This is a genomic window from Pricia antarctica (assembly GCF_900101815.1).
In the GTDB taxonomy this organism is placed as follows: Bacteria; Bacteroidota; Bacteroidia; order Flavobacteriales; family Flavobacteriaceae; genus Pricia; species Pricia antarctica.
In genome coordinates, this window is record NZ_FNAO01000006.1 from 330,978 (window position 1) to 352,795 (window position 21,818).

At 43.2% G+C, this 21,818-nt stretch carries 19 protein-coding genes and 1 riboswitch; of the genes, 7 read left to right on the forward strand and 12 right to left on the reverse strand.

From position 1 onward, the window contains the following. Positions 1-122: 122 nt before the first annotated feature. The 3 genes from BLT07_RS13425 to BLT07_RS13435 all read right to left on the reverse strand — a co-directional run bounded on the left by BLT07_RS13425 (position 123) and on the right by BLT07_RS13435 (position 3,174). Complete coding sequence (locus BLT07_RS13425) at positions 123-914, reverse strand: ABC transporter ATP-binding protein (RefSeq protein ID WP_091869573.1); 792 nt, start codon at positions 912-914, stop codon at positions 123-125. 82 nt (positions 915-996) lie between these two features. After that, a complete protein-coding gene (locus BLT07_RS13430; protein ID WP_091869577.1) occupies positions 997-2,028 on the reverse strand; it encodes a FecCD family ABC transporter permease in 1,032 nt (343 codons plus the stop codon). Then, a complete protein-coding gene (locus tag BLT07_RS13435) occupies positions 2,029-3,174 on the reverse strand; it encodes an ABC transporter substrate-binding protein (protein WP_091869580.1) in 1,146 nt (381 codons plus the stop codon). It lies immediately after the preceding gene. A 70-nt stretch (positions 3,175-3,244) separates the two neighbouring features. Then, positions 3,245-3,560, forward strand: a riboswitch (cobalamin riboswitch). 30 nt (positions 3,561-3,590) lie between these two features. On the opposite strand from BLT07_RS13435, the gene BLT07_RS13440 reads away from it, so the two are divergent. Both BLT07_RS13440 and BLT07_RS13445 read left to right on the forward strand, forming a co-directional pair. Beyond that, a complete protein-coding gene (locus BLT07_RS13440) occupies positions 3,591-5,420 on the forward strand; it encodes a TonB-dependent receptor plug domain-containing protein (protein WP_091869582.1) in 1,830 nt (609 codons plus the stop codon). 4 nt (positions 5,421-5,424) lie between these two features. Next, complete coding sequence (locus BLT07_RS13445) at positions 5,425-6,528, forward strand: YncE family protein (protein ID WP_091869584.1); 1,104 nt, start codon at positions 5,425-5,427, stop codon at positions 6,526-6,528. A 111-nt stretch (positions 6,529-6,639) separates the two neighbouring features. Here the strand turns inward: BLT07_RS13445 and BLT07_RS13450 are convergent, their stop codons facing one another. Together BLT07_RS13450 and BLT07_RS13455 are read right to left on the reverse strand one after the other, a co-directional pair. Continuing rightward, positions 6,640-8,127 carry a S41 family peptidase gene (locus BLT07_RS13450; RefSeq protein WP_091869587.1) on the reverse strand — a complete coding sequence of 496 codons (1,488 nt, stop codon included), beginning with the start codon at positions 8,125-8,127 and terminating at the stop codon, positions 6,640-6,642. A gap of 77 nt (positions 8,128-8,204) precedes the next feature. Continuing rightward, positions 8,205-9,755, reverse strand: a complete 1,551-nt coding sequence (locus BLT07_RS13455) for a S41 family peptidase (RefSeq protein ID WP_091869588.1) — start codon at positions 9,753-9,755, stop codon at positions 8,205-8,207. A gap of 253 nt (positions 9,756-10,008) precedes the next feature. On the opposite strand from BLT07_RS13455, the gene BLT07_RS13460 reads away from it, so the two are divergent. The 5 genes from BLT07_RS13460 to BLT07_RS13480 all read left to right on the forward strand — a co-directional run bounded on the left by BLT07_RS13460 (position 10,009) and on the right by BLT07_RS13480 (position 12,912). Continuing rightward, positions 10,009-10,518, forward strand: a complete 510-nt coding sequence (locus tag BLT07_RS13460; protein WP_091869591.1) for an RNA polymerase sigma factor — start codon at positions 10,009-10,011, stop codon at positions 10,516-10,518. Beyond that, a complete protein-coding gene (locus tag BLT07_RS13465; protein ID WP_091869593.1) occupies positions 10,505-10,954 on the forward strand; it encodes a FecR family protein in 450 nt (149 codons plus the stop codon). Before BLT07_RS13460 ends, BLT07_RS13465 begins: the two co-directional genes overlap by 14 nt. A gap of 76 nt (positions 10,955-11,030) precedes the next feature. Beyond that, the gene (locus BLT07_RS13470; protein ID WP_091869596.1) at positions 11,031-11,579 is read left to right on the forward strand and encodes a DUF4252 domain-containing protein; all 549 of its coding nucleotides are present in this window, start codon (positions 11,031-11,033) and stop codon (positions 11,577-11,579) included. Positions 11,580-11,752: 173 nt separating this feature from the next. Then, complete coding sequence (locus BLT07_RS13475) at positions 11,753-12,298, forward strand: DUF4252 domain-containing protein (RefSeq protein WP_091869599.1); 546 nt, start codon at positions 11,753-11,755, stop codon at positions 12,296-12,298. Between the two features lie 77 nt (positions 12,299-12,375). Further along, positions 12,376-12,912 (forward strand): DUF4252 domain-containing protein, encoded by a 537-nt coding sequence (locus tag BLT07_RS13480; RefSeq protein ID WP_091869602.1) that lies wholly within the window; start codon positions 12,376-12,378, stop codon positions 12,910-12,912. A gap of 12 nt (positions 12,913-12,924) precedes the next feature. Here BLT07_RS13480 and BLT07_RS13485 read toward each other — a convergent pair whose 3' ends face one another. The 7 genes from BLT07_RS13485 to BLT07_RS13515 all read right to left on the reverse strand — a co-directional run bounded on the left by BLT07_RS13485 (position 12,925) and on the right by BLT07_RS13515 (position 21,728). Further along, positions 12,925-13,833, reverse strand: a complete 909-nt coding sequence (locus tag BLT07_RS13485) for a mechanosensitive ion channel family protein (RefSeq protein WP_091869605.1) — start codon at positions 13,831-13,833, stop codon at positions 12,925-12,927. Positions 13,834-13,943: 110 nt separating this feature from the next. Continuing rightward, positions 13,944-15,287 (reverse strand): adenylosuccinate lyase, encoded by a 1,344-nt coding sequence (purB, locus tag BLT07_RS13490; RefSeq protein WP_091869607.1) that lies wholly within the window; start codon positions 15,285-15,287, stop codon positions 13,944-13,946. Positions 15,288-15,389: 102 nt separating this feature from the next. Beyond that, positions 15,390-16,082, reverse strand: coding sequence for an SIR2 family NAD-dependent protein deacylase (locus tag BLT07_RS13495; protein ID WP_091869611.1), 693 nt, complete (start codon positions 16,080-16,082; stop codon positions 15,390-15,392). Positions 16,083-16,165: 83 nt separating this feature from the next. Continuing rightward, positions 16,166-16,975 carry a metallophosphoesterase gene (locus tag BLT07_RS13500; RefSeq protein ID WP_091869614.1) on the reverse strand — a complete coding sequence of 270 codons (810 nt, stop codon included), beginning with the start codon at positions 16,973-16,975 and terminating at the stop codon, positions 16,166-16,168. Positions 16,976-17,170: 195 nt separating this feature from the next. Continuing rightward, on the reverse strand, positions 17,171-18,883 hold the full coding sequence (locus BLT07_RS13505; protein ID WP_091869616.1) for an alpha-amylase family glycosyl hydrolase: 1,713 nt from the start codon (positions 18,881-18,883) through the stop codon (positions 17,171-17,173). Between the two features lie 163 nt (positions 18,884-19,046). Beyond that, a complete protein-coding gene (locus BLT07_RS13510; RefSeq protein WP_091869619.1) occupies positions 19,047-19,820 on the reverse strand; it encodes a carboxypeptidase-like regulatory domain-containing protein in 774 nt (257 codons plus the stop codon). A 102-nt stretch (positions 19,821-19,922) separates the two neighbouring features. After that, complete coding sequence (locus BLT07_RS13515; protein ID WP_091869622.1) at positions 19,923-21,728, reverse strand: DEAD/DEAH box helicase; 1,806 nt, start codon at positions 21,726-21,728, stop codon at positions 19,923-19,925. Between the last annotated feature and the right edge of the window lie 90 nt (positions 21,729-21,818).

A 21,818-nucleotide genomic window follows, 5' to 3' on the forward strand; every position in this document is an offset into this window, starting at 1 on the left:
AAGATTGGTATTGAATCCTCAGTGTATCTCTGCGGTACTCTATGCAACTCTATGTAAGAGCTATCCTGCAAATGCACGTAGTAGATTCCCCGCGTTTCGCAGCCTTGACCGCGGAAATGATTTTATTTTTGTATTCGAAAAGAACCGGTCGAGGCGTCAAAGGAGACAGCATCTCCCGGAAAAAGGGCCTCGAACGCCCCTTGTTCAATAAGATGGCAAGGTTGCCCGAAGGGATTGTTCTTTCTATCTAACAGTACCATCTTATCGCATAACTGAATGGCCATTTCGATTTCATGGGAAGTAAAGACAATGGTTTTTTTGGTCCGATGGGCGATGGATTTCAAGAGTTTCAAAATCTTCACTTTATGGTAAAGATCCAAATGGGTGGTCGGTTCATCCAGTAAAATGATTGTGGTGTCTTGCGCCAAGGCACGTGCAATCATCACTCGCTGCAGTTGCCCATCGCTGAGTTCAAAACATTTTCGGTGTTGCAGCTCTTCCAATTGGAGCATGGAAATGGCTTCCTTGATTTTCGTTCGGTCTTCTTTGGATAGGCTGCCAAGCCAATTCGTATACGGCTGCCGACCGAGTGCGATCAATTCGAGAACTGACATGTTTTTGGAGGCGATGGGTTCGGTCAGCACCAGACTGATTTTGGCGGCCAGTTTTAAAGCGGGATAATTTTCCAGTTCCCTTTGCTCTATTTTGATGCTTCCCGATAATTTCGGCTGTACATTGCCCAAAGTCCGTAACAGGGTAGACTTCCCGATGCCGTTTATCCCGACAATGGCCATCAGTTCGCCCTCCGACACGTTGAAATTGATATTTTTGGCAATAACAGCGGATTTGTAACCGATCGCTAAATCCGCCACTTCCAAGGTAAGCCTTAATTTTTCATCCTTTTTAAAACTCATAACTCATAACTCATAACTCATAACTCATAACTCATAACTCATAACAAAAATTCAAAACGGAACTCCACACGTTTTCTCTACCTTAAAAAATCATCCGCCGTTTCCTCACCAGCAACCAAATCACGACCGGTGCCCCTAAAATACTGGTAATCGCATTGATGGGCAAGACGCTGGCGGAATTCGGAAATTGCGCCACGGTGTCGCAGAGCAACATCAGAATCGCACCGTAGACCAGCACGGCCGGAATTAGAATTTTATGGTCCGTAGTGCTGATAATCTGTCGGGTCAGGTGGGGAACTGCCAGTCCGATAAAGGCGATGGGGCCGGCGAATGCCGTTACACTTCCGGCCAGCAGTCCGGTCGCCATAATTATAAGATAGCGGGATCTTTTAAGGTCGACGCCCAAACTTCGCGCATAATCTTCGCCTAATAAAAAGGCGTTCAAAGCTTTTATCGACAAAATACTGCAGAGAATTCCGATTAGAATAATCCCCAATAGAATAGATAGTTGCGCCCAAGATAGGTTGCCTACGCTTCCAAAGGACCAATAGATGAATTGCTGTAACTTTTCCGCATCGGTAAAATAGGATAGCACACTTACAATGGCCGCGGTAATACTGCCGAACATAAGGCCGATAATCAATAAGGCCATGGTATCCTTAACTTTCGCGGCGATGACCATCACGCCCAACAGTACCAAAAAACTTCCGATACTTGAGGCGATGGCCAATGAAATGTCGTTTAGGAGTCCGAAGGCCATAAATCCCGAAAATAATGAGGAGCCCATGATAAGCAGCGCGGCCCCCAAACTCGCCCCGGAACTGATGCCCAGTACAAAGGGCCCCGCGAGCGGGTTGCGGAACAGGGTCTGCATTAATAGTCCGCTTAAGGCCAGGCCGCTGCCGACCAAAATGGCTGTGAAAGCCTTGGGAATCCTATAATTCCAAATAATATATTCCCACGATCGGTTTTCAAGATTTCCGCCGACCAATGTGCTGAAGGTTTCCGAAAAGGGAATGGAGACGGAACCCAAACTGATATTCAACCCAAAACAGACCACAAGGGCGGCCAGTAGCAGCGAAAAGGAAAGACGATATGTTTTTCGACTTCTCAATTAATCCAAGGGTTTAAAAAAGAAAAGTTCATGGTCGGGTAACAGTTCGGGATGAAAGATATGGATGAGGTCTTTCAAAACAAGATCAGGCCGCTGCGGAGCGAGTTCGTAATACAGCACCCCACCCGTTTCCCCTGTATTTCCGGCATACGAATAGATGTTTTGGTTTTTGAATGCATCAAATTGCAGATAATGGCGGTTGGCGCCTTGTATGGCTTTATACGAAGTGAATTGTGCTGGGGATATCCAAAAATCTGCTAACTTCCCTTTTTCGAAAACGGATTCTAGGCTAAGGGAAATGCTTCCTGTTTCCTGAGTGTCCGTCCATAAGTAATCCGCATGGGCATCGCTAAAGAACTGGGCCATCCAACTGTTTCCTCCGGGCAGGTACCAGACATCCTTATAAAGCGCGCCGCTAAGCACGGTCGGTTTTTTGTTAGCGGTTTTGGCCAGGGCCTTAGCTTCCAAGTAGGAAGTTTTTATCCCTTTAAAAATGCTATCCGCTTTCACATCCTTATTAAAAAAAGGAGCAAAAAACTTGATCCATTCCGCTTTTCCCAAAGGTGTCTCTTCCGTCCAATCCCCATTATATACAACGGAAATATTCGCCCGTTGCAAGGTGCTATAAGCTTTGTTCTGTCCATCAACGCCAAAGCCGACTACGACTTCGGGATTCAGTTCCAGAACCATTTCGGTATTGATGGCCTCATTGTTGCCGAGTTCTTTCACCTGGCCCGCATCGATACGTTTTCGAGTCGCTTCGGAGGATATGTATTTCGTATTCGGGAAACCGACCAACCGATTGCCGACGCCTAATGCTTCCAATGCGGGAATATGAGTGGTCGATGTGACGACAATCCGCTCGACGGGTACGGCGACTACGGCATCATATTCATCTTTGTTCAAGGTCATCGCCGCCATTTTTTTCTTGGGAATCAGGGCATAGGTAAAAGCTGTTTTAGCATCTGGCCATGGGGATGCTACTTTGATGATGGTCAGTCCGGAATCCGATTTTTCTATGGAAAAGCCTTTGGCATAGTTGATTGTAGAAGTTTGCGTAACCGGTAGGGTCGGAAGGGATTCTTTTTTTTCATCCTTACAGGAAACAAAAGAAATAAGAAAGATCAAAAGAAGTACTTTTTTCAAATCTGGAAATTTGGTGCATCCAAAAGTAGTATTATTTCAAGTTAACGCTGAAAGATGAATCGTAATGTTTACTTTCGCCGTGAATTTTGGTTTCTATCCCCATTTTGAGGTGATGGGATTAAAAGGGAATCCGGTGGGATGAGGTACGAGATGGAAAATACGAGGTACAACATAAAATAGTACGATCGTAATTCCGCAATCGGACATCAAAGAATCCGGAACTGTTCCCGCAACTGTAAGTTTTTGCCCTAACTGCTTTTCGGCAGTTATGTATTGGCACCCCGAACAAGGGATAGTATTTCTTCAGACCACTGTCCGCCTCAGCGGATGGGAAGGTCAAATGCTATAAAATAAGTCAGGAGACCTGCCAGGTTCATCAAATACTGTCAAACTTTCGGGATAAGGGTTTACAAACGATGAAACGCGCCATAACCGCCATAGCATTCCTATTGTCTATATCCGGACATGTATCCGCCCAAGATAAACCGCTCTGGGAACTGGATGAAGTGGTCGTATCCGACACCCGCTTAAAAAATTACACCGAAGGGCATAAGTTGAGCCGTTTAAAGGATAGCACGATACAACGAAGCGGCACTTTTTTAACGGCGCTGCTTGCATTCAATTCCAACCTCTATTTTAAGGAAAACGGCTTTGGGATGGTATCTTCCCCAGCCTTTCGGGGCACCAATGCCTCTCACACCGCCGTAATCTGGAACGGCATTAATATCAATTCCCCGTTGAACGGACAGGTAGATTTCAACACCATCAATCCCTTTAACTATAGTTCGGTAGACATTCGTAGTGGTGGGGGCAGCGTTCAGTTCGGTACCGGGGCGATCGGTGGCAGTGTGCACCTGAACAACGACCTCCGATTCGAAACCCATTTTGACAACCGGATTCTGGCGGGGTACGGGAGCTTTGATACCAAAAAAGTAAACTACGGCCAAAATTTTGGAAACGGAAGATGGTCACATAATTTCGGAATCAATTACACGACATCGGATAATGATTATAAATATCTGGAAACGGATAACAGGAACCGCAATGGGGAATTCCAAAATGTCACCCTGAATTTTAATGCCGGATATGTGCTGTCAGATAAGAATCTGCTGCGCCTATATCATCAAAGCTTTATCGGAGATCGAAACCTTTCCGGTAATCTGGTTACACAGGGTAGGAGCCGATATGAAGATAATCACTATCGCACCCAACTGGAATGGGTAAGCTTGGGCAAAACATCTACCTCAAAACTAAAGCTGGCCTATCTTTATGAAGGTTTCAACTATTTTGAGAACAAAGACTCCGCTATTTTCTCCGAGGGAAACGTGACCACTTTATTAGCCCGATACGCTTATGACATAAAGCTCTCCGATGCCTTTCGGTTAAACTCCTTTCTGGAGTATAATCATTTTAAAGGCGGTGGTAGTAGTTTTGGTGACCCACAGCGTAATGATGTTTCTTTGACAGCCCTACTAAAACACGAGGTTTCAGAGGTTTTTGTTTATAATTTTGGACTCCGAAAAGATTTCTCATCCGATTTTTCAAGTCCCCTTGTTTTTTCCTTGGATGGAGAGTATACGGTAGGGGATCACTATGGTCTGCAATTAAGTGCTTCCCGAAATTTCAGGATGCCTACTTTCAACGATTTTTATTGGAAACCCGGCGGCAACCTTGACCTCGTACCCGAAAGTTCGTACCAGATCGATTTAGGGCAGCGTTTAGAATTTGGAGCAGCTAGATTCAACTTAAACGGATACTACATCGCCACCGATGATATGATTCGATGGCTTCCAAACGGATCGGATATCTGGTCGCCATCCAACATAGACGCAGTTCGTATTTATGGGCTGGAAGGCGAATTAGCGCTGGCCTATCCCATCCAAAGAAAACAAAATATCGAATTCAAGGCAAACTATGCCTATACGGTTTCCGAAGACCTGGCGACCGATAAACAGCTGATCTATGTGCCGTTCCATAAGGCTAATGCCTCTATCGCTTATAATCTGTCACACGTTGGCCTTTTCTATCAGCACTTATATACTGGTCCGGTATCCATAATCGGAGGAGAGCTCGAAGGCTATCAGGTAGCCAATGCAGGTATCACGTATTCACAAAAATTGAAAGGAAAATTACAATATAGTCTTGGCTTGACCCTGAACAATCTTTTTAATACCTATTACGAAAATGTGGCCCTGCGCCCCATGCCCAACAGAAATATTCAAACCCAATTACTTCTAAATTTTTAAAACGATGAGATTAAAACAATTCGTATTGAGCACGGTTGCGGCCGCTTTGTTATTGACAGGATGTAGCACCGATGATGGCGCACCGGTCTTGCCGGAACCCGGTACCGATTCCGCGGCCTATGAAAACGGAATTATAGTCGTGAACGAAGGCGGTATTACTAATGGAAACGCCTCGGTAAGCTTTATATCCGATGATTTGAGCGAAGTGCAGAATGCTATTTTCAATACTGCTAACGGGGTAGATGCTTGGGGCGATACGGCACAGAGTATGGCTTTTGATGGAGATTTTGGATACATCGTAGTCAGTTATTCCCAAAAAATAGAGATAGTGAACCGATACACTTTTGAATCTATCGCCACCATCGGAGGTCCCGGTAAGTCTGAATTTTTAAATCCCCGTTACATGGCGATTGCCAATGGAAAGGGCTATGTGTCCAATTGGGGAGACCCAGAAAATCCCGACGACGATTTTGTAGCCGTCATAAATTTGGAAAGCAATTCCGTCGCAACAAAAATTCCGGTTGGGGAAGGTCCCGAGCGTGTTTTAGTAAAGGATAATTCCATTTATGTTGCTTTAGAGGGTGGTTATAATTTTAATACCAGCGTTATTCGGATCGACGCGACTTCCGATACCGTAGCAGATTCCATCACGGTCGCAGAAGGCCCTAATTCTTTACAGTTGGATGCAGAAGGTAACCTTTGGATACTTTCCAGTGGAAAGCCTGCCTACACGGAAGATGAAACCGCTGGTCAACTGAATAAAATCGATACGTCCAATAATACCGTTACCGAGACGTATGCGTTCTCCTCGACGGAACATCCCGGATACTTGGCTTATGAAGATGGTCTTTTATATTATAGCGTAGCGGGAAGTATTTTTAAGATGGATGTTTCAAGTATGACATTACCGGGGGAAGCAACGATTACAGGAACCCGTTTTTACGATATGACGGTAAAGGATGGAAAACTTTACGGCGCGGATGCCAAGGATTTCGCCAGCAAAGGGGCATTGGAAATTTATGACCTATCTGATAATTCGCTTGTAACTACTAAGGAAGTTGGCATTAATCCCGGAGCGATCTATTTCAACGGTTCCGCGGTAAAATAGTAAAGTTTACAGGACTCAAGATAAGTTCAATTAAGAAGGGTGATCTATGTGCGCATAGCCACCCTTTTTTTCTAGCGTTTCATCACCAGCCATCTGTATATCAAATAGAATCTATCTAATCACCGGCAAATCCGTAACATACATAGTATCTCCCATAGGGGTTTGCAACTTAGAACTGGTGATGGTTTCCATGGGCAAGGCTACCGTAAAATCCATTTTGGCGGAGACGGTGCCCGTGATTTGTTGAATGGCCTTGGCCAAGAGTGGCTCGTTTAAATCACCTAAATCACCTAAGTTGGACAAATCTTCCTTTAATGGGATATCAGGTTGTAGTCCTGCGGTATAATCGGAGAATCCGTCCGCATTTTCATTGCGTCCCAAAAGAGGCTGGATGGCCCATCGGTTATTGGACTTAATTTTGCCTACGCGTTTCGGGCTGTAGAGATAGTTGTTTTCCCGATCATCGACCATGGTGACCGAAAATTCGTTTTTACCACGGGTTTTTTCACCTATTTGCACGACATCCATATAGGGTTCGAGGCCATTAATGACCAATTCGCTAGCAGAGGCTGAGCCCTGAGTAGTCAAAACATAGATCTTGGAAAGTTTCAAGGTGTTTATTGCAGTTCCTTTACCAGTCTTGTCCGCAAAATAGTCATGCAAATCGGTTTTCTTGTCTTCCAGAATTTTTTGATATTTATCATTGTATCTGGCTTTTAAGAAAACATCTTTGGTATTTGTTCCGTAAATCATACTCGAAAGTAGGCGAGCAGTATTCACAGAACCACCGGGATTATAGCGCATGTCTAAAACCAAATCGGTCACACCGCCGGTTTTAAACCGACCGAAAGCGTCATTCAACTGTTCATCAAACTCATTGGTAAAACTGTTATAGACCAAATAACCAATTTTTTTTCCGTTGGTTTCAATAATCTTGTCAAGAAAAACGGGATTTTCTTGTAAGTCCTTCTGTTTTGTTAAGGTAATTTCTTCTCCGTTGGGTACCGGTGTATTATCCACTATAGTAGCCATGTTCAGGGTATAGGTGTCGCTGTTACCGAAGAGCAGACCTCGATAGTTCGATTCCGTCAGGGTAGTACCGTTGACTCCCGTAAAAAGGTCTCCCCGGTGAATAGGTTTTGTAGCGGCATCGGAATTGGGAATGATATATCTTACATAGCCTATAATGTCGTTGCTATTAGGAATACGAACGAGGCCGAATTCCATACCATTGCTTTTCGAAATACCCGAAAGTGATTGTGTCAGTTCTACATAGTCGTCACTGTAGAAACTAAAACGATCTTCGTTAAATTGTAATTTGTTTTCAAAAAATTTACCGGGATCGTCTTCGGAGGCCAGAAATTCAGTATACGCTGCTGTACCTTGAGTAGTATTTGGAAATCGGTTATCCGCCAGGTTTTCGACATCGGCTTGCCAGAAATACCAGAAATTCATGGCCTTCCACATAAAATCCTGAACCTGTACCCCTGCATCGGGATCTGGTTCTACGGTATCAGAGAGGTATAAATCGTCTTCTTTTACGCAAGAGGACAATAGGAAAAGGGATAAAATCACCCCTGTTTTAAAATAGTTAAGCATAGCTTTTTCGATGATGGGTTGTATTTTAAGGATGAAAGGTCGATCCTCCTAGACGGTACAACGAAAAAAACATCAATTTATTTTTGAATGGATGTTAAAGCAGATGGTTTGATCAAACCATCCATAAACATATTATCACCAGCGGGTTTAAACATTTTTGAGTTGGTAAGGTAATCAACAGATAAAACAGCTTGAAAGCTACTTTTTGCCGTGTTGCCTGTAATGACGGAAAGCGTAAACGCTAGCATGCGTTCGTTTTCATCACCGAGAACCCCTAAATTTTCAATGTCCTCCCTTATTTCGAAATCAGGCACAAGTCCGTTTTCATAGCCAGAAAAGCCGTCGGCATTCGCATTTTTCCCTAATAAAGGCTGAAGTGCCCACTGATTGTCGGGATTGATAAACTGTATCCGCTGGGGGTCGTAGAGAAAAGCACCTTGAGGATCATCTACCAAAGTATAGGAAAATTCACTTTTACCCGTTGTTGTGGTCCCGATTTGTACGACATCGACAAAAGGCTCTAATCCGTTTATTACCAACTCGCTGGCAGATGCGGTAGAACGGCTGGTAAGCACGTATACGCGATTGAGACCAAGTTCGTTCAGCGGGGTTTCGGAATCAATAGTAACATTGGTAAATTTATCGGGCTGTCCAAAAAAAGTATCCTGTAGATTTTTATTGACACTAGGTTGAATAAAAATCGCGGTAGTATCCGCTTTATATATTGAACTGGCGATTTGCACGGCAGAGGATACTCTTCCCCCCGGATTATATCGGAAATCCAGTATGAGTTCATCAATGCCCTGTGCAGAGAAGTCCCCAAAAACATCATTTAGTTCATCATCGTATGCCGCCAGAAAGCCATTATACATCAAATAACCAATTCTTTTATCACCTTGTTCGATAACTTTATGGACAAGAATGGGATTTTCAGAAAAGTCAACAATTTTATCCAAAGAAATGGCTTTGCCGTTATTCACAATATCTTTTCCGGCAATGTCGGCCATATTCAAGATGTAGCTACTTGCATCCCCGAACAATAAACTGATATAATTATCAATATTCAGATTTTGGCCATCAACGCCTACGAAAACGTCACCTCTTTTAATGTCTTTGGTAGATGCATCGGAATTTAACATTACATAAGTAACGACACCATATACCCCAAAACCGTCGTCATTCAGGTACAGATTAAACTCAAGGCCATTACTTTGTGAAATGCCTTGTAACGCGTTTACCAAATCTTTATAATTTTCATTGACCACACTAAACCGATCAATTGCGGCATTATTTCCGACCGATTGCTCATGCTGGTAAGTTAGGTCCTTGTAGAAAAAATCGGTCGGGTTATCTTCGGAGTCTAAAAAAGAAATATAATCTGGGTCTTCCAAATCAGAAAATTTATTATCCGCCAAATTAGGTACATCAGACTGCCAGAAGTAAAAAAGATTCATGGCCTGCCACATAAAATTCTGAACGGGATAATCCGCTGCGGTTTTTGTTTCCGCTGGTTGCGGCTTTTCCTGCTCCGGTTCGACATCCGGCAAGATATTATCATCATTGGAACAGCTCGTCAAGAACAGTCCCATGGCAATACATACTAAAAGAGATTTCATATACTTTTTCATAGCGGAAGAGTATCGTGGATTATGTGATACATCCCCAAATCAAGTAACGTTCCAAAGAAAAAGAAAATGACTTATTAATCGGGGGATGGCATGGATTTATTACATCCTAATATACGTAAGCATTTAGTATAAGGTTGCCTAAATTACTTACATTTCAGGGAAATTAAAATTTATTGTAACAAAAATCGTTGTACTTCGTCTTCCTTATGTAGAACGATCACATCAATCAAAAAACAATCAGGCGCACCTCAAAATGCAACAAACGGAATTTCTTACTATCGTAATGCCTTTTAAGGATAAGTTGTTTCGACTGGCCAAACGTTTGCTGGTTTCGAAGGAGGAGGCGGAGGATGCTACTCAGGAAGTCCTGTTGAAATTGTGGTCGAAAAACAAGAAAATGGAAGGATATAACAATGTAGAAGCCTTCGCCATGACCATGACCAAGAATTTTTGTTTGGACCGTCTGAAGTCCAAACAGGCGGCAAATCTGAAATTGGTGCACAGCAATTATACGGACAACGATAGTTCGCTGGATAAAAAACTGGAGGCGACCGATAGTGTCTCCTGGGTACAGAAAATTATGGAGGAACTGCCCGAGCAACAAAAAATGGTATTACAATTGCGAGATGTGGAGCAGTACGAGTACGAGGAAATATCGGAAATGCTCGAAATGAAGCCTACCGCAGTACGAGTAGCTTTATCCCGGGCACGGAAAGCGGTCCGGGAAGAATTGACAAAAAAACATAATTATGGAATCGTATAAAACAGATAAAATAGAACAATTACTGGAAAAATATTTCGAGGCCGACACTACGGCCTTCGAAGAAGCGGATCTGCGTGCTTATTTTTCCCAAGATACGGTCGCGGAACATTTAGAGCAGTATGCTCCAATGTTCCAGTATTTTTCCAAAGAAAAAGAAGAGCGGTTTACGAAAGAGGTGTTGAAGCCAAAAACCGGTACATCTCGAAGAATTTGGTACTCTTGGGTTTCTATCGCAGCCATCGTATTACTTTTGGTCGGGGCCTATTTCAAAACATCTATGGCTTCAAGTACCTTGGAAGATGAGTACACCCAAGAAGAAATTGCGGCCGCGCAAGAAGCTTTGTCCCTACTATCTATCAATTTCAATAAAGGAGCAGGGCAAATAGTATATTTAGAAGAATTTGAAAAGAACACCAACCGTTTTTTGGATAACTGACAAAAATCACATTACTAAAACTAATTAAATAGCAAGCGCGAATAAAATCCCTCAATAACAAAATAAATTAGAAATCATGACAAAGACAATTATTCTAACCGTACTGGCCTTTTTGCCCATCGTAAGCTTTGGCCAGGATATTTTCGATAAATATGAAGACAGTGATCAGGTCACTTTTGTGGCCATGCAGCCGAAGATGTTCCAGATGCTCGGCAAAATGAGTGTCAGCAGCGATGATCCCGAAGCGGCGGATTTTTTTAAGCTGGTGAATTCGATTACCAGTTTTAAGGTCATTACTACCGAGAATGCCAAAATTTCAAAGGATATTGACAGTTGGGTGACCACACGCCTAAAAGGTTCGGCCTACGAAGAATTGATGCGGGTCAAGGATGGCGGTTCCAATGTAAAATTTTATGTCAAGGAAGGTAAAGATGCCGACCATGTAAAAGAACTGCTCATGTTCGTAACGGGCCTTCAAGAAGCCGATATCGATATCGATGGAAGAAAAATAGAGACCGTTTTGTTATCGCTAACTGGGGATATCAATTTACAGGAAATCGCCAAACTGACCGATAAAATGGACTTGCCCGGTGGGAAGCAGTTGAAGAAAGCGGGGAGTCGGTAGGCATTTGCGGTTGGTAGTTGCAGGAGGTGATGGCATGTTGAACCATATAAACCAAGTTACGTAAAAAGCTTCAGTCGCCACAGTACATAATTAATAATTCGTTTCATTTTAATCATCAATTAATAATCATTAATCAGGCCCTGAAATACATTCAGGGTGAAAAACAAATAGTCATGAAAAAATTAAATGTAATCTTCGCTTTGGCGCTTTTGCCGCTCTTCGGTTTTTCACAATCCGTTTTCGATAAATATGACTCCATGGATAATGTGGGTTCGGTAACCGTAAACCAAAGCATGATCAAACTTGCGGGCAGTATTGCGGCCTTCGATCAAAACGACCAAGAATCCCAGGATTTTGCGGACATTGCCCAAAGTCTGGAGGGCATCAAGGTTTTTATAACCGAGGATGCCGATATCTCAGAAGATATGGCCCTAACTGTTAAACACTATTTGAAAGCTTCGACCTTAGAGGAACTGATGCAAGTAAAAGATAAAGATGCCACAGTAAAACTCTACGTTAAGGAGGGAAAAGACGAGGACCATGTCAGCGAACTATTACTGTTTGTATCCGATATTGACAACCCCAAAATCGGATTCAAGAACCGAAAATTCGAAAGTATTTTAGTTTCCATGACAGGGAATATAGATTTGAATAAAATCGGGGCGCTAACCAACAAGATGGGGCTGCCAAAAGAACTGAATCAAGCAAGCAGGAAATAGGCAGACGCTTTTGCGGAGGACAATGAGCGCAGCCATTGAAGACCCTTGACTTTCCCTAATAATCTGAAAATATCAATATGAAAACTATAAGACTAAGCATCTATACGCTGTTTTTGTTGGCCTTTGCTGCGTGTAATTCGACTCAAAGCCTACAGGAGTACTATGTAGAGAATTCTTCAAACCCGAATTTTTTGTCCGTCGATTTGCCTGTCAGTCTCTTGAACATGACAAAGGCCGATTTGACGGGAGCGCAAAAAGATGCATTGCAGTCTCTACGCAAGCTCAATGTTTTGGCATTCAAAAAAACGGATGACAATGTTGCGGAATTCAAAACCGAAAAGGCCAAAGTAAAATCTATTTTGCAGCAGAAAAAGTTTAACGAGCTCATGAAGATAAATACAAGCTACGGCAAGGCCACAATCACCTACTTGGGTGCTGAGGATGCCATTGATGAGGTGGTCATTTACGGTGACAGCGACGAGAAAGGTTTTATGTTGGTAAGGGTTTTGGGCAAAAACATGAATCCAGCCAAAATCGTCCAATTTACCCAAGCGCTACAAAAGTCGGATTATAATGGCGAGGGCCTTGAAAAAATAGGAGAGCTGATCAAATGATGATTTAAGGTATTAACTCTTCGACTCCTTCCCAATTTGGCTTTCCGTATGAACGGTCAAATTATTCTTACCAAAATCCAACGTGCGAATGGGGAAAGGGATATTGATATCGTTGCCATCGAAATGCTGCTTCATCAGTTTGATGGCTTTGTGCCTGGCGGCATGTTCCTGTTTGAACCCTGTAACATCCGTCCAAAAACGCACCATAAAGTTAATGGAGCTATCTCCGAATTCGGTAAAGAAAAATTCTACGCCCTCACCATTTCTTTGTTCAAAATTCTCACCTATAATCTTGACGGTAAGGTCTTCGACTTCTTGAAGATCGCTTTCATAGCCTACACCGCAATTAACGGCAATACGGCCTCTCTCCGTTAAGGAATAATTGGTAAAAGCCCCATCTACAAATTTTGAATTGGGTATTACGGTAATGTAGTTCTCCGGGGTCTTTATAACGATGTTGCGAAGCGAAATTTCCTGTACTACACCCGATGCATCCCCGTTCTTAATAGAATCATGAATGCGGATGTCGGGCATAAAGGAGAGCATAAAACCTCCTACGGTATTGCTCAGGGTACCTTGTAAGGCCAAACCGATGGCCAGACCCAGAACCCCGGCTCCCGCCAAAATACTGGTGAGAACCTTATCCAAATCTAGAACGCTCAAGGCGGTGAAAAATCCTATCAAGATTACTGCGATGAACACGCTTTTGCCCACAATATTTTGTATAGACTCTTGACCAATATGCCTCAAGAGATATTTTCTGAGTAAATTTCGGACACCCTTGGCAATAAAGTAGAAAAGAACCATGGTTAAAATGGCCAATACAATATTGGGTAGTTTCAAGATGATTGCATCTAGCCATGCATCCATTTTATCCCAAAGTTTGCCAATGGAGTCTTGTATCGAAAATTTGTCTTGCATGTTCGTTTGTGTTTTTTAGTTGCTATTTACGTATAGCATAGCTATAACAAATATCGCTTAATCCATTTACAATCTGTTATTCTATGGCTGTAATCTGAAAAAATCCTGCTTCAAATACCTGTGTAATTCATGGGGGAAATAGCTTTCAGTTCTTTTTTGATGCTGTCTGAAACCTGCAAGGTATCTATAAATCCGGCAATCGATTTTTGATCTATTTGGGTATTGGTACGGGTCAGCCCTTTTAAGGCTTCATAGGGATTCGGATAGCCCTCGCGTCTCAAAATCGTTTGAATCGCCTCGGCAACGACCGCCCAGTTATTTTCGAGATCTTGATCGAACTTGGGCCTATTGAGCAATAGTTTGTTCAATCCCTTCAAGGTCGATTGAAAGGCAATTATCGTATGGGCAAAAGGCACTCCAACATTCCGTAGGACTGTGCTATCGGTCAGGTCGCGCTGTAAACGTGAAACGGGAAGCTTGGCCGACATGTGTTCGAAAAGAGCATTCGCAATGCCCAGGTTCCCCTCGGAGTTCTCAAAATCGATCGGGTTGACTTTATGGGGCATGGCCGATGAACCGACTTCGCCTTTTTTAATTTGTTGTTTGAAATAATCCATGGATACGTAGGTCCAAAAATCCCTGTTCAAATCGAGAATAATGGTATTGATGCGTTTTAAGGTATCGAACAGGGCTGCCAGATGGTCATAATGTTCGATTTGTGTGGTTGGGAACGAGTGGTGCAAGCCCAATTGCTCCTGTACGAATTTTTGAGCAAAAGCCTTCCAGTCTATCTGCGGATATGCGACTTTGTGGGCGTTGAAGTTTCCCGTGGCACCGCCGAACTTAGCGGCACTAGGGATGTCGTTCAGCAGATTGAACTGTTCTTTTAAGCGTACGGTGAATACGGCGATCTCTTTGCCCAAACGGGTAGGAGAGGCCGGTTGCCCGTGCGTACGTGCCAACATGGGTACGTCGGCCCATTCTGATGCCAATTGCTCTAGCTTTTTCAATAGTTCGAGATATTGTGGAACGTAGACCTCGTTCATGGCCTCTTTTACGGAAAGCGGCACGGCCGTGTTATTGATATCTTGGGATGTCAATCCGAAATGAATGAATTCCTTGAATTTTTGGAGTTCCAATCCGTCAAAAGCGTTTTTAATGAAATACTCAACCGCTTTTACATCGTGGTTGGTCGTGCTTTCGATTTCCTTGATTTCTTGGGCATTGGTCGTATTGAAGTCCCGATAAATGTTCCGCAAAGCTTCGAATTGGGAAGCGTCAAAAGAAGATAGCTGCGGCAGGGGAAGCTCACAAAGGGCAATAAAATACTCGATTTCTACCCGAACGCGATATTTGATCAGGGCTTCTTCGGAAAAAAAAGGGGACAGTGATTCCGTTTTGTTTCGATAACGCCCGTCGATAGGTGAGATTGCGTTCAGTATATGTAAGGACATAATTTTTATTTGGATTGGATTTTTGGAAAATACAAAGATACTGGATTAAAAAAAGTTTAGGGCGGCTTACTTAATCTAAAAAGGGGTATTGTTGTCTTTTGGTCACGAAGATTGGGCGATTAAATCCAAAACTAAAGGAGGAATCCCTTGCACAGCCGTTTTGGGAATGATAGTCAAATTGTCGTAATCGTATTTTGAAACGCTGGGTTTGGGGTCGATAAAATAGACAGGTACGCCCTTTTGCGCATAATCTACCAGACTAGCTGCGGGATATACTTGCATAGATGTACCGATAATGATGACGATATGGGCCGATTGGGTCTTCTCTGCCGCTTTTTCCAACAGCGGCACGGCCTCGCCGAACCATACGATATGAGGCCGCAGTTGATACCCTTGTTCGCAAAGATCTCCGAGCATTATATCCCCCTCGCAGTCTAAAATGGAACGTTCATTTCCCGAACTCCGCATTTTCAAAAGTTCACCATGTAGATGTATTACGTTGGAGCTTCCCGCCCGTTCGTGCAGATCGTCAACATTTTGGGTAATAATGGTTACGTCATAATGATCCTCGAGTTCCACCAAAGCGAAATGGGCACGATTGGGGGAAACTTTCTTTAATTGTTTTCGTCTTTGGTTGTAAAAATCGAGGACCAAAGCGGGATTTTTTGCAAAACCTTGCGGGGAGGCCACTTCCATCACCTCGTGACCTTCCCATAGTCCCCCCGCATCCCGAAAGGTATTAATACCACTTTCCGCACTTACGCCAGCACCGGTCAAAACGGTAATTTTCTTCATCCTATAAAAATAAATAAAGTTTACCCATTCTCCCCAGACTTTTCAACCGCAGGATAAAGAATAAAGAGGATGGGTAAATTGGGTCAAACCTGGAATATGATCGCCTCGGCCCTTGATCCGAAGCGCAGGGGCAGGCCTCTGGTCCCTATTCCCTTTGAAACGTACAGGCTGCTCAGGGCATTTTTATACCAGCCTTTGACATAGTTGCCGCTGCCATGAGGAGTGAAAATAGCTTTTCCGAAAAAAGTTATTTGACCGCCATGCGTGTGGCCCGATAGAATCAATTTTATCTTTTGCCCGAGTTTGGCGTTTATCGCATCTATTTCGTCTCGATAGGCCGGACAATGGTTAAGAACGATGGTATCTACCGACAGGTCTAAATCTCGGGAAGCTTTCAAAAAATCCGGATAACCGCAGAGGTAGTCGTCAACACCGACAATGTTCACTGTACGATCTCTCACTTTAAGCTTATGATTTTGATTGATCAAAAGCTTTCCGTTATGTTTTTTATAGGTTTCTCTCAACGTAGCACTGTTGACTCGCCCCGTATAATCTACATTGCCCATTATAGCAAATTTGGGGATGTCGTAATCGATCATGGATAAAAAGGCATCCAAGATCGGAACCCCACGCTTACTATTTACGGAGTCGCCGGTCACAAAAAGAGCATCGGGCCGCTCGTTGTTGATTCTTTCGGCCATCGTTTTGTGAAAAGACTTGATGGAATTGATATGTAGATCCGAGAGATGTATCAATTTTATCTTATTCTCAGAACCTTCCGAAATATCGAATTCCTTCCAATCGATAATATATCGCTCGAGCCAAAATGAATCTAAGAACACCAAACCCATGCTTCCCAGAAAAAACGTTAGAAGAAACTTTCTTCTACTCATTGTTGATCTCTTGGTTTTTAGGATGTTCATTCTAGAATTATGGTTTGTCAGTACTAAAACATGTAGTCTTTGAAAGTTGGAATTGAGACGAAAAGCCCTCAATGGTCAAAAGCCATACCATACGCATATAGGAATACTTAAAAAAACCGAAAATCGACCAAAATGCAATCGGAAAGTCATAAAAGAGGCTAAACCTTACTCGGCCACTTCAAGAAGGGCAATATCATATTCATTATCGAGAATTACCTTGCCGTTCGCAACGGTAACCACGGTATTTGAGTATGTGTCGTGAAGTTTGGTGCCATCACCGAAGAAACCTTTTACCCATAGCGATTTTTTCCCCTTGGGTAATTCGAGCCCGATGACCACCTTATCCTTAATAGTACCATTGAGATAGGTTCTACTAAAAACATAGGGTTTTTTGCCAAGCCTGAGATGTTTGCCGGCCCCTACTGCCAAATGGTCGTGTCTAAATTTCCCCAATTTACGCCAATGTTCAAGTATTTTTAGGGTTTGGGGAAGACTATCGATTTCGTTCCAGTTCATAAAAGATCGCAAAGTGGCATCGCCCATCACGGGACGATCTTCAGTGCCTTCTAGGGTAAGGTCTCTCGCGGTTTCGTCCCCATAATAGATTTGTGATGCACCTGGTGTCAATAGTAGTATATTGGCGGCCTTAAAGGGGTCGTTACGTTCGACGTCATAAGGGTGGCCATCGTCATGGGATGTCAGGTAGTTCAATACGCTTTTGTCCTTTAAGGTGGTATGCAGAATATCGCTATATTTCGTGAAGATCGTCTCGTATTCTTGAAGCGCATCCGTTTTAAGCTCAAAATTGATCAGACTTTTAAAGCCGTGGTTGAAATAGTCTACTTTTTTATCCTTGAAATCAAATTTCCTTCCTTCTGAAATTCCATAGTCGTATACTTCGCCGACCATGTAAAAGGGAGTATCGTCCAACACTTCGTCAGGATGCATTTTTTTCCAGTTTGCAAAGGCGTGCGAAGCTTCTTTTTGCAGTTCCGTCCATGCGTTTTCGTTTACATGCTTTACGGTGTCGACCCTAAAGCCGTCAATTCCTAGGGCGTTCACATAATCGGTCAGCCATTTAATTATGTAGTATCTAGGTGCCCGTGGATAGCCTGTCCGTTCAAAAAACAATTGCAGTTCGTCGAGTTCTTGGCTCAGACGGCCCTCTGCCTTCCACTTTGCCAAAAGGCCGTCGGGCAGTTCGACCGCTTTGTCGGATTCTGTACGGATGTCAGGTAGATTTTCGACCAAGGTGCATTGGGTGGTACTCTGATAATCTGCAAACGTACAAGTAGGGTCAGTGCGTACCCATTCTTCGGGCCAAACGGGATCTTTTTCAGTAACGGGACCAGTATGGTTAAGCACCACATCCATAAGCATACGAATACCAAATTTATGAGCGGTTTCGACCAATTCTTCCAGGTCTTTTTTCGTGCCAAAGTTGGGATCTAACACCGTCCAATCCTTGGTCCAATACCCATGATAGCCATACGTATTCCCGGTTTCTTCATTTGTGGCACCATGAATTTGTTCCACTACCGGGGTAAACCAAATGGCATTCACCCCTAGTTCGCTAAAGTAGCCCTGCTCTATTTTTTCCGTGATACCAACAATGTCGCCGCCCATAAAGCCTCTCAAGGGACCTGTGGGGTCCGTTCGCTCGAAATTGACATCGTTCAAAGTGTCACCGTTGTTGAAACGGTCGGTAAGTAGAAAATAAATATTTGCCCCTTCCCAAGCAAAAGGCACTTTATTAGGATTAGGCGCTGCGGGAATCGAATCCCTGATTAAAGTTGTGTTTTGGATTGTATCGGTTTCTGCTTGTTTGCAGGAAGCAAAAAAAGTCAAAATCACAATAGCCAGGAGCATTTTTTTCATGTTCTAAAGCTATAAAATGAAGGTGGAAACGAAAAATATTTTTGAAGCTATAATTTGTTTCGTTGAGAAGAAGCTTTCCCCTACCCGAAATCCGCATTACGAGGAGCAAAAAAAGCGCAGTGCGATATGCTTTTAGCGCAAAGCACGCATGCACCTGACCTGCCTAATTTTTTCGATTGAGTACCTTAAAGTCTTCGTAACAACTGCTGATGGCATCCAGAATTTGAAGGTCGTTTGCGGTGGTGATGAAAGATTTTGAGTAATTGCAGTTATTTAAGATATCCTGAATATCAACTTTTTCGATCTGTAGCATTTCCATAAGAATTTCACGATCGAATTTCGAGGCCAATAAATCCCGTATCTGATCATCTTCCTTCATCTTGCGCAATTTCTTCATTTGGTTGGGCTGTTTGCCGAATAAATTGCGCAGCAGGTCGGCGGGATTTAGAATTGCCCCCAAAACCTTGGTGACCGCACTCGCGCTTTTGTTACCCGCTTCGTAGCCCACCGAAAGCCCTGAAATACTGTATTGGTAGGCATTGTTGATAGGAAGATTCTTTACGTCTATTTCTAGGTAGCCCGTAAGTTGGTAGGGCCGTACAATGACTTCCTCGAGGGCATAGGCTAGTTCGGTCAAAGAAATTTTGGTGTCCTCAAACTTAAACATATCATTTGTGACCCTTATTTTTTGGGACTTAAAACCTAAAAAGGAAAAATAAAGGGTGTCGTTTACCGCTGCGGAAATCGTGAACTCACCTTTTTCGTTGGTAATCGTACCGACCACTTGGTTGAGATTGATGACATGAACGCTTTCCATGGTTTTTTCGTTCTGTGCATTTACCACCACGGCGGTAATTTCCTGGTCGACAGCTTCGTCTTGTTGGGAAAAAGCAATACTTGTAAATAGGATACAGACAAACAATAAAAATGGTCTCATTATGTATGGTTACGGAATAAATGTACTAAACAAAACAAAAAAATACGCCGAAGCGTATTTTTTAATATACAATTAACTCAAAAATTAGGTTATCAAGATAAGCTAAAAGAAATCACTTCTGCTCTGCTTGCTCCTTCTTTTGCCGGAATTACCCGATTTATCTTTCGCACCGTTTCTTTCGCGACCCTTACTTCGGCCACCTCGATCGTTGAATTTGTTATCCTTTCTTTTTCCTTTGCCTTTCTTGCCGCGATAGCCACCGCTATCACCGCCGCCGCTGCCTCCGGGATTCTGTGAAATTTCAACATTGATAAACCTTCCGTTCAATTTAAAATCGGTAAAGAACCTGAGTATCTGATCAGTATGTTCGGCTTCTGTGTTAAAGAAGGAAAAAGATTCTTTAGTATCGACTTTATACACATCGTCTTGGCCTAGGCTCAAAGTATCACGCAGAAAATCTTTTAAGGTCATCCAATCGTAGCCGTCTTTTTCGCCCACATTAATGAAATAGCGCACAGATCCGTTAGATGATGGCGCACTGCTAGCTTCTCGATCGCCCCTGCTACTTCTACTTTCTCTACTATCGACCGTATTCAGGTCTTTCGTCTTGTTGTAGTAGTTAGAAAAACGGGTAAATTCGACCGATACGATTTTTTTTATTAACTCTTCGCGATCAATACCTTCCAAAACCTCATTGATAGCGGGCAGATAGTTTTCAACGTCCTTGTTTATTTTGGTTTCCTTGATTTTATTGGCTAAGTGATAGAGCTGGGTCTCACAGATTTCAATACCTGTAGGTATCGTTTTTTGGATGAATTGCTGTTGGATTTTTTTCTCTATGGATTTTATTTTACGAATTTCACTACGCGTCACAATGACCATTGAGATTCCCGATTTGCCGGCTCGACCCGTACGCCCGCTTCTGTGGGTATATACTTCAATTTCATCGGGAAGCTGATAGTTGATGACGTGCGTAATGTCATCTACATCGATACCGCGTGCCGCCACATCGGTGGCGACCAACATCTGTATCTGCTTTTTTCTAAAGGAATTCATGACCAGATCACGCTGGTTCTGGCTTAAATCCCCATGTAAAGCGCCTGCGTTATATCCATCTTCAATCAGTTTTTCGGCAACGCGTTGCGTATCTCTTTTCGTTCGACAAAAGACCACGGAAAAGATATCGGGATTAGCATCGGCCAGTCTTTTCAAGGCAGGATATCGATCTCGTCCGCCGACCACATAGAACTCGTGGTTGACCGTTGAGATACCTGCATTTCTGGTACCTACGGTAATCTCAACAGGATTGTCCATAAATTTCTTGGCAATCTTCGAAACTTCCTTTGGCATGGTGGCAGAAAACAACCAAGTGGATTTTTCTTTGGGCGTATTGCTGAGAATATCCTTGATATCCTCATAAAAGCCCATATTGAGCATCTCATCGGCCTCATCTAGAATACAATAATCGATTTTGGAAATATCGACAAGTCCGCGGCCGATCATATCTTTCATCCGACCGGGGGTAGCGACTATTATCTGCGCTCCGCGTTTGATTTGCCGTGCCTGATCGGTGATGCTCGCACCCCCATAAATAGCAACGGTGTTCAGCCCTTTTACGTACTTGGAATAGGCCTGCATTTCGTTGGTGATCTGCAAGCAGAGTTCGCGGGTAGGGGAGAGAATCAATCCTTGTGTGGTACGGCTATTGCTATCCAGTTTTTGGATGAGCGGAAATCCGAAAGCGGCGGTTTTTCCCGTTCCAGTCTGGGCAAGTGCGACCAGATCGGTATCGCTTTCCAATAAAATAGGGATTGCTTTTTCCTGTACTTCCGATGGGGTATCAAAACCCATGTCAGCAACAGCATCTAATAGAGGCTTGTTTAGCCCCAGTGCTTCAAATTTAGTCATAATGTGTTATAGTTAATCGCAAATATGTGTGTTGTAAAGAGCGATTAGCGTATAACCCATTGGACTTCTCCGTACAACACCTGCCATACC

Excerpts from the sequence above, each read along its gene's own strand:
- BLT07_RS13425 (WP_091869573.1), bottom strand. The coding sequence starts at position 914 with ATGAGTTTTAAAAAGGATGAAAAATTAAGGCTTACCTTGGAAGTGGCG.
- BLT07_RS13440 (WP_091869582.1), top strand. The coding sequence starts at position 3,591 with ATGAAACGCGCCATAACCGCCATAGCATTCCTATTGTCTATATCCGGA.
- BLT07_RS13445 (WP_091869584.1), top strand. The coding sequence starts at position 5,425 with ATGAGATTAAAACAATTCGTATTGAGCACGGTTGCGGCCGCTTTGTTA.
- BLT07_RS13450 (WP_091869587.1), bottom strand. The coding sequence starts at position 8,127 with ATGCTTAACTATTTTAAAACAGGGGTGATTTTATCCCTTTTCCTATTG.
- BLT07_RS13455 (WP_091869588.1), bottom strand. The coding sequence starts at position 9,755 with ATGAAAAAGTATATGAAATCTCTTTTAGTATGTATTGCCATGGGACTG.
- BLT07_RS13460 (WP_091869591.1), top strand. The coding sequence starts at position 10,009 with ATGCAACAAACGGAATTTCTTACTATCGTAATGCCTTTTAAGGATAAG.
- BLT07_RS13465 (WP_091869593.1), top strand. The coding sequence starts at position 10,505 with ATGGAATCGTATAAAACAGATAAAATAGAACAATTACTGGAAAAATAT.
- BLT07_RS13470 (WP_091869596.1), top strand. The coding sequence starts at position 11,031 with ATGACAAAGACAATTATTCTAACCGTACTGGCCTTTTTGCCCATCGTA.
- BLT07_RS13475 (WP_091869599.1), top strand. The coding sequence starts at position 11,753 with ATGAAAAAATTAAATGTAATCTTCGCTTTGGCGCTTTTGCCGCTCTTC.
- BLT07_RS13480 (WP_091869602.1), top strand. The coding sequence starts at position 12,376 with ATGAAAACTATAAGACTAAGCATCTATACGCTGTTTTTGTTGGCCTTT.
- BLT07_RS13485 (WP_091869605.1), bottom strand. The coding sequence starts at position 13,833 with ATGCAAGACAAATTTTCGATACAAGACTCCATTGGCAAACTTTGGGAT.
- purB (WP_091869607.1), bottom strand. The coding sequence starts at position 15,287 with ATGTCCTTACATATACTGAACGCAATCTCACCTATCGACGGGCGTTAT.
- BLT07_RS13495 (WP_091869611.1), bottom strand. The coding sequence starts at position 16,082 with ATGAAGAAAATTACCGTTTTGACCGGTGCTGGCGTAAGTGCGGAAAGT.
- BLT07_RS13500 (WP_091869614.1), bottom strand. The coding sequence starts at position 16,975 with ATGAGTAGAAGAAAGTTTCTTCTAACGTTTTTTCTGGGAAGCATGGGT.
- BLT07_RS13505 (WP_091869616.1), bottom strand. The coding sequence starts at position 18,883 with ATGAAAAAAATGCTCCTGGCTATTGTGATTTTGACTTTTTTTGCTTCC.
- BLT07_RS13510 (WP_091869619.1), bottom strand. The coding sequence starts at position 19,820 with ATGAGACCATTTTTATTGTTTGTCTGTATCCTATTTACAAGTATTGCT.
- BLT07_RS13515 (WP_091869622.1), bottom strand. The coding sequence starts at position 21,728 with ATGACTAAATTTGAAGCACTGGGGCTAAACAAGCCTCTATTAGATGCT.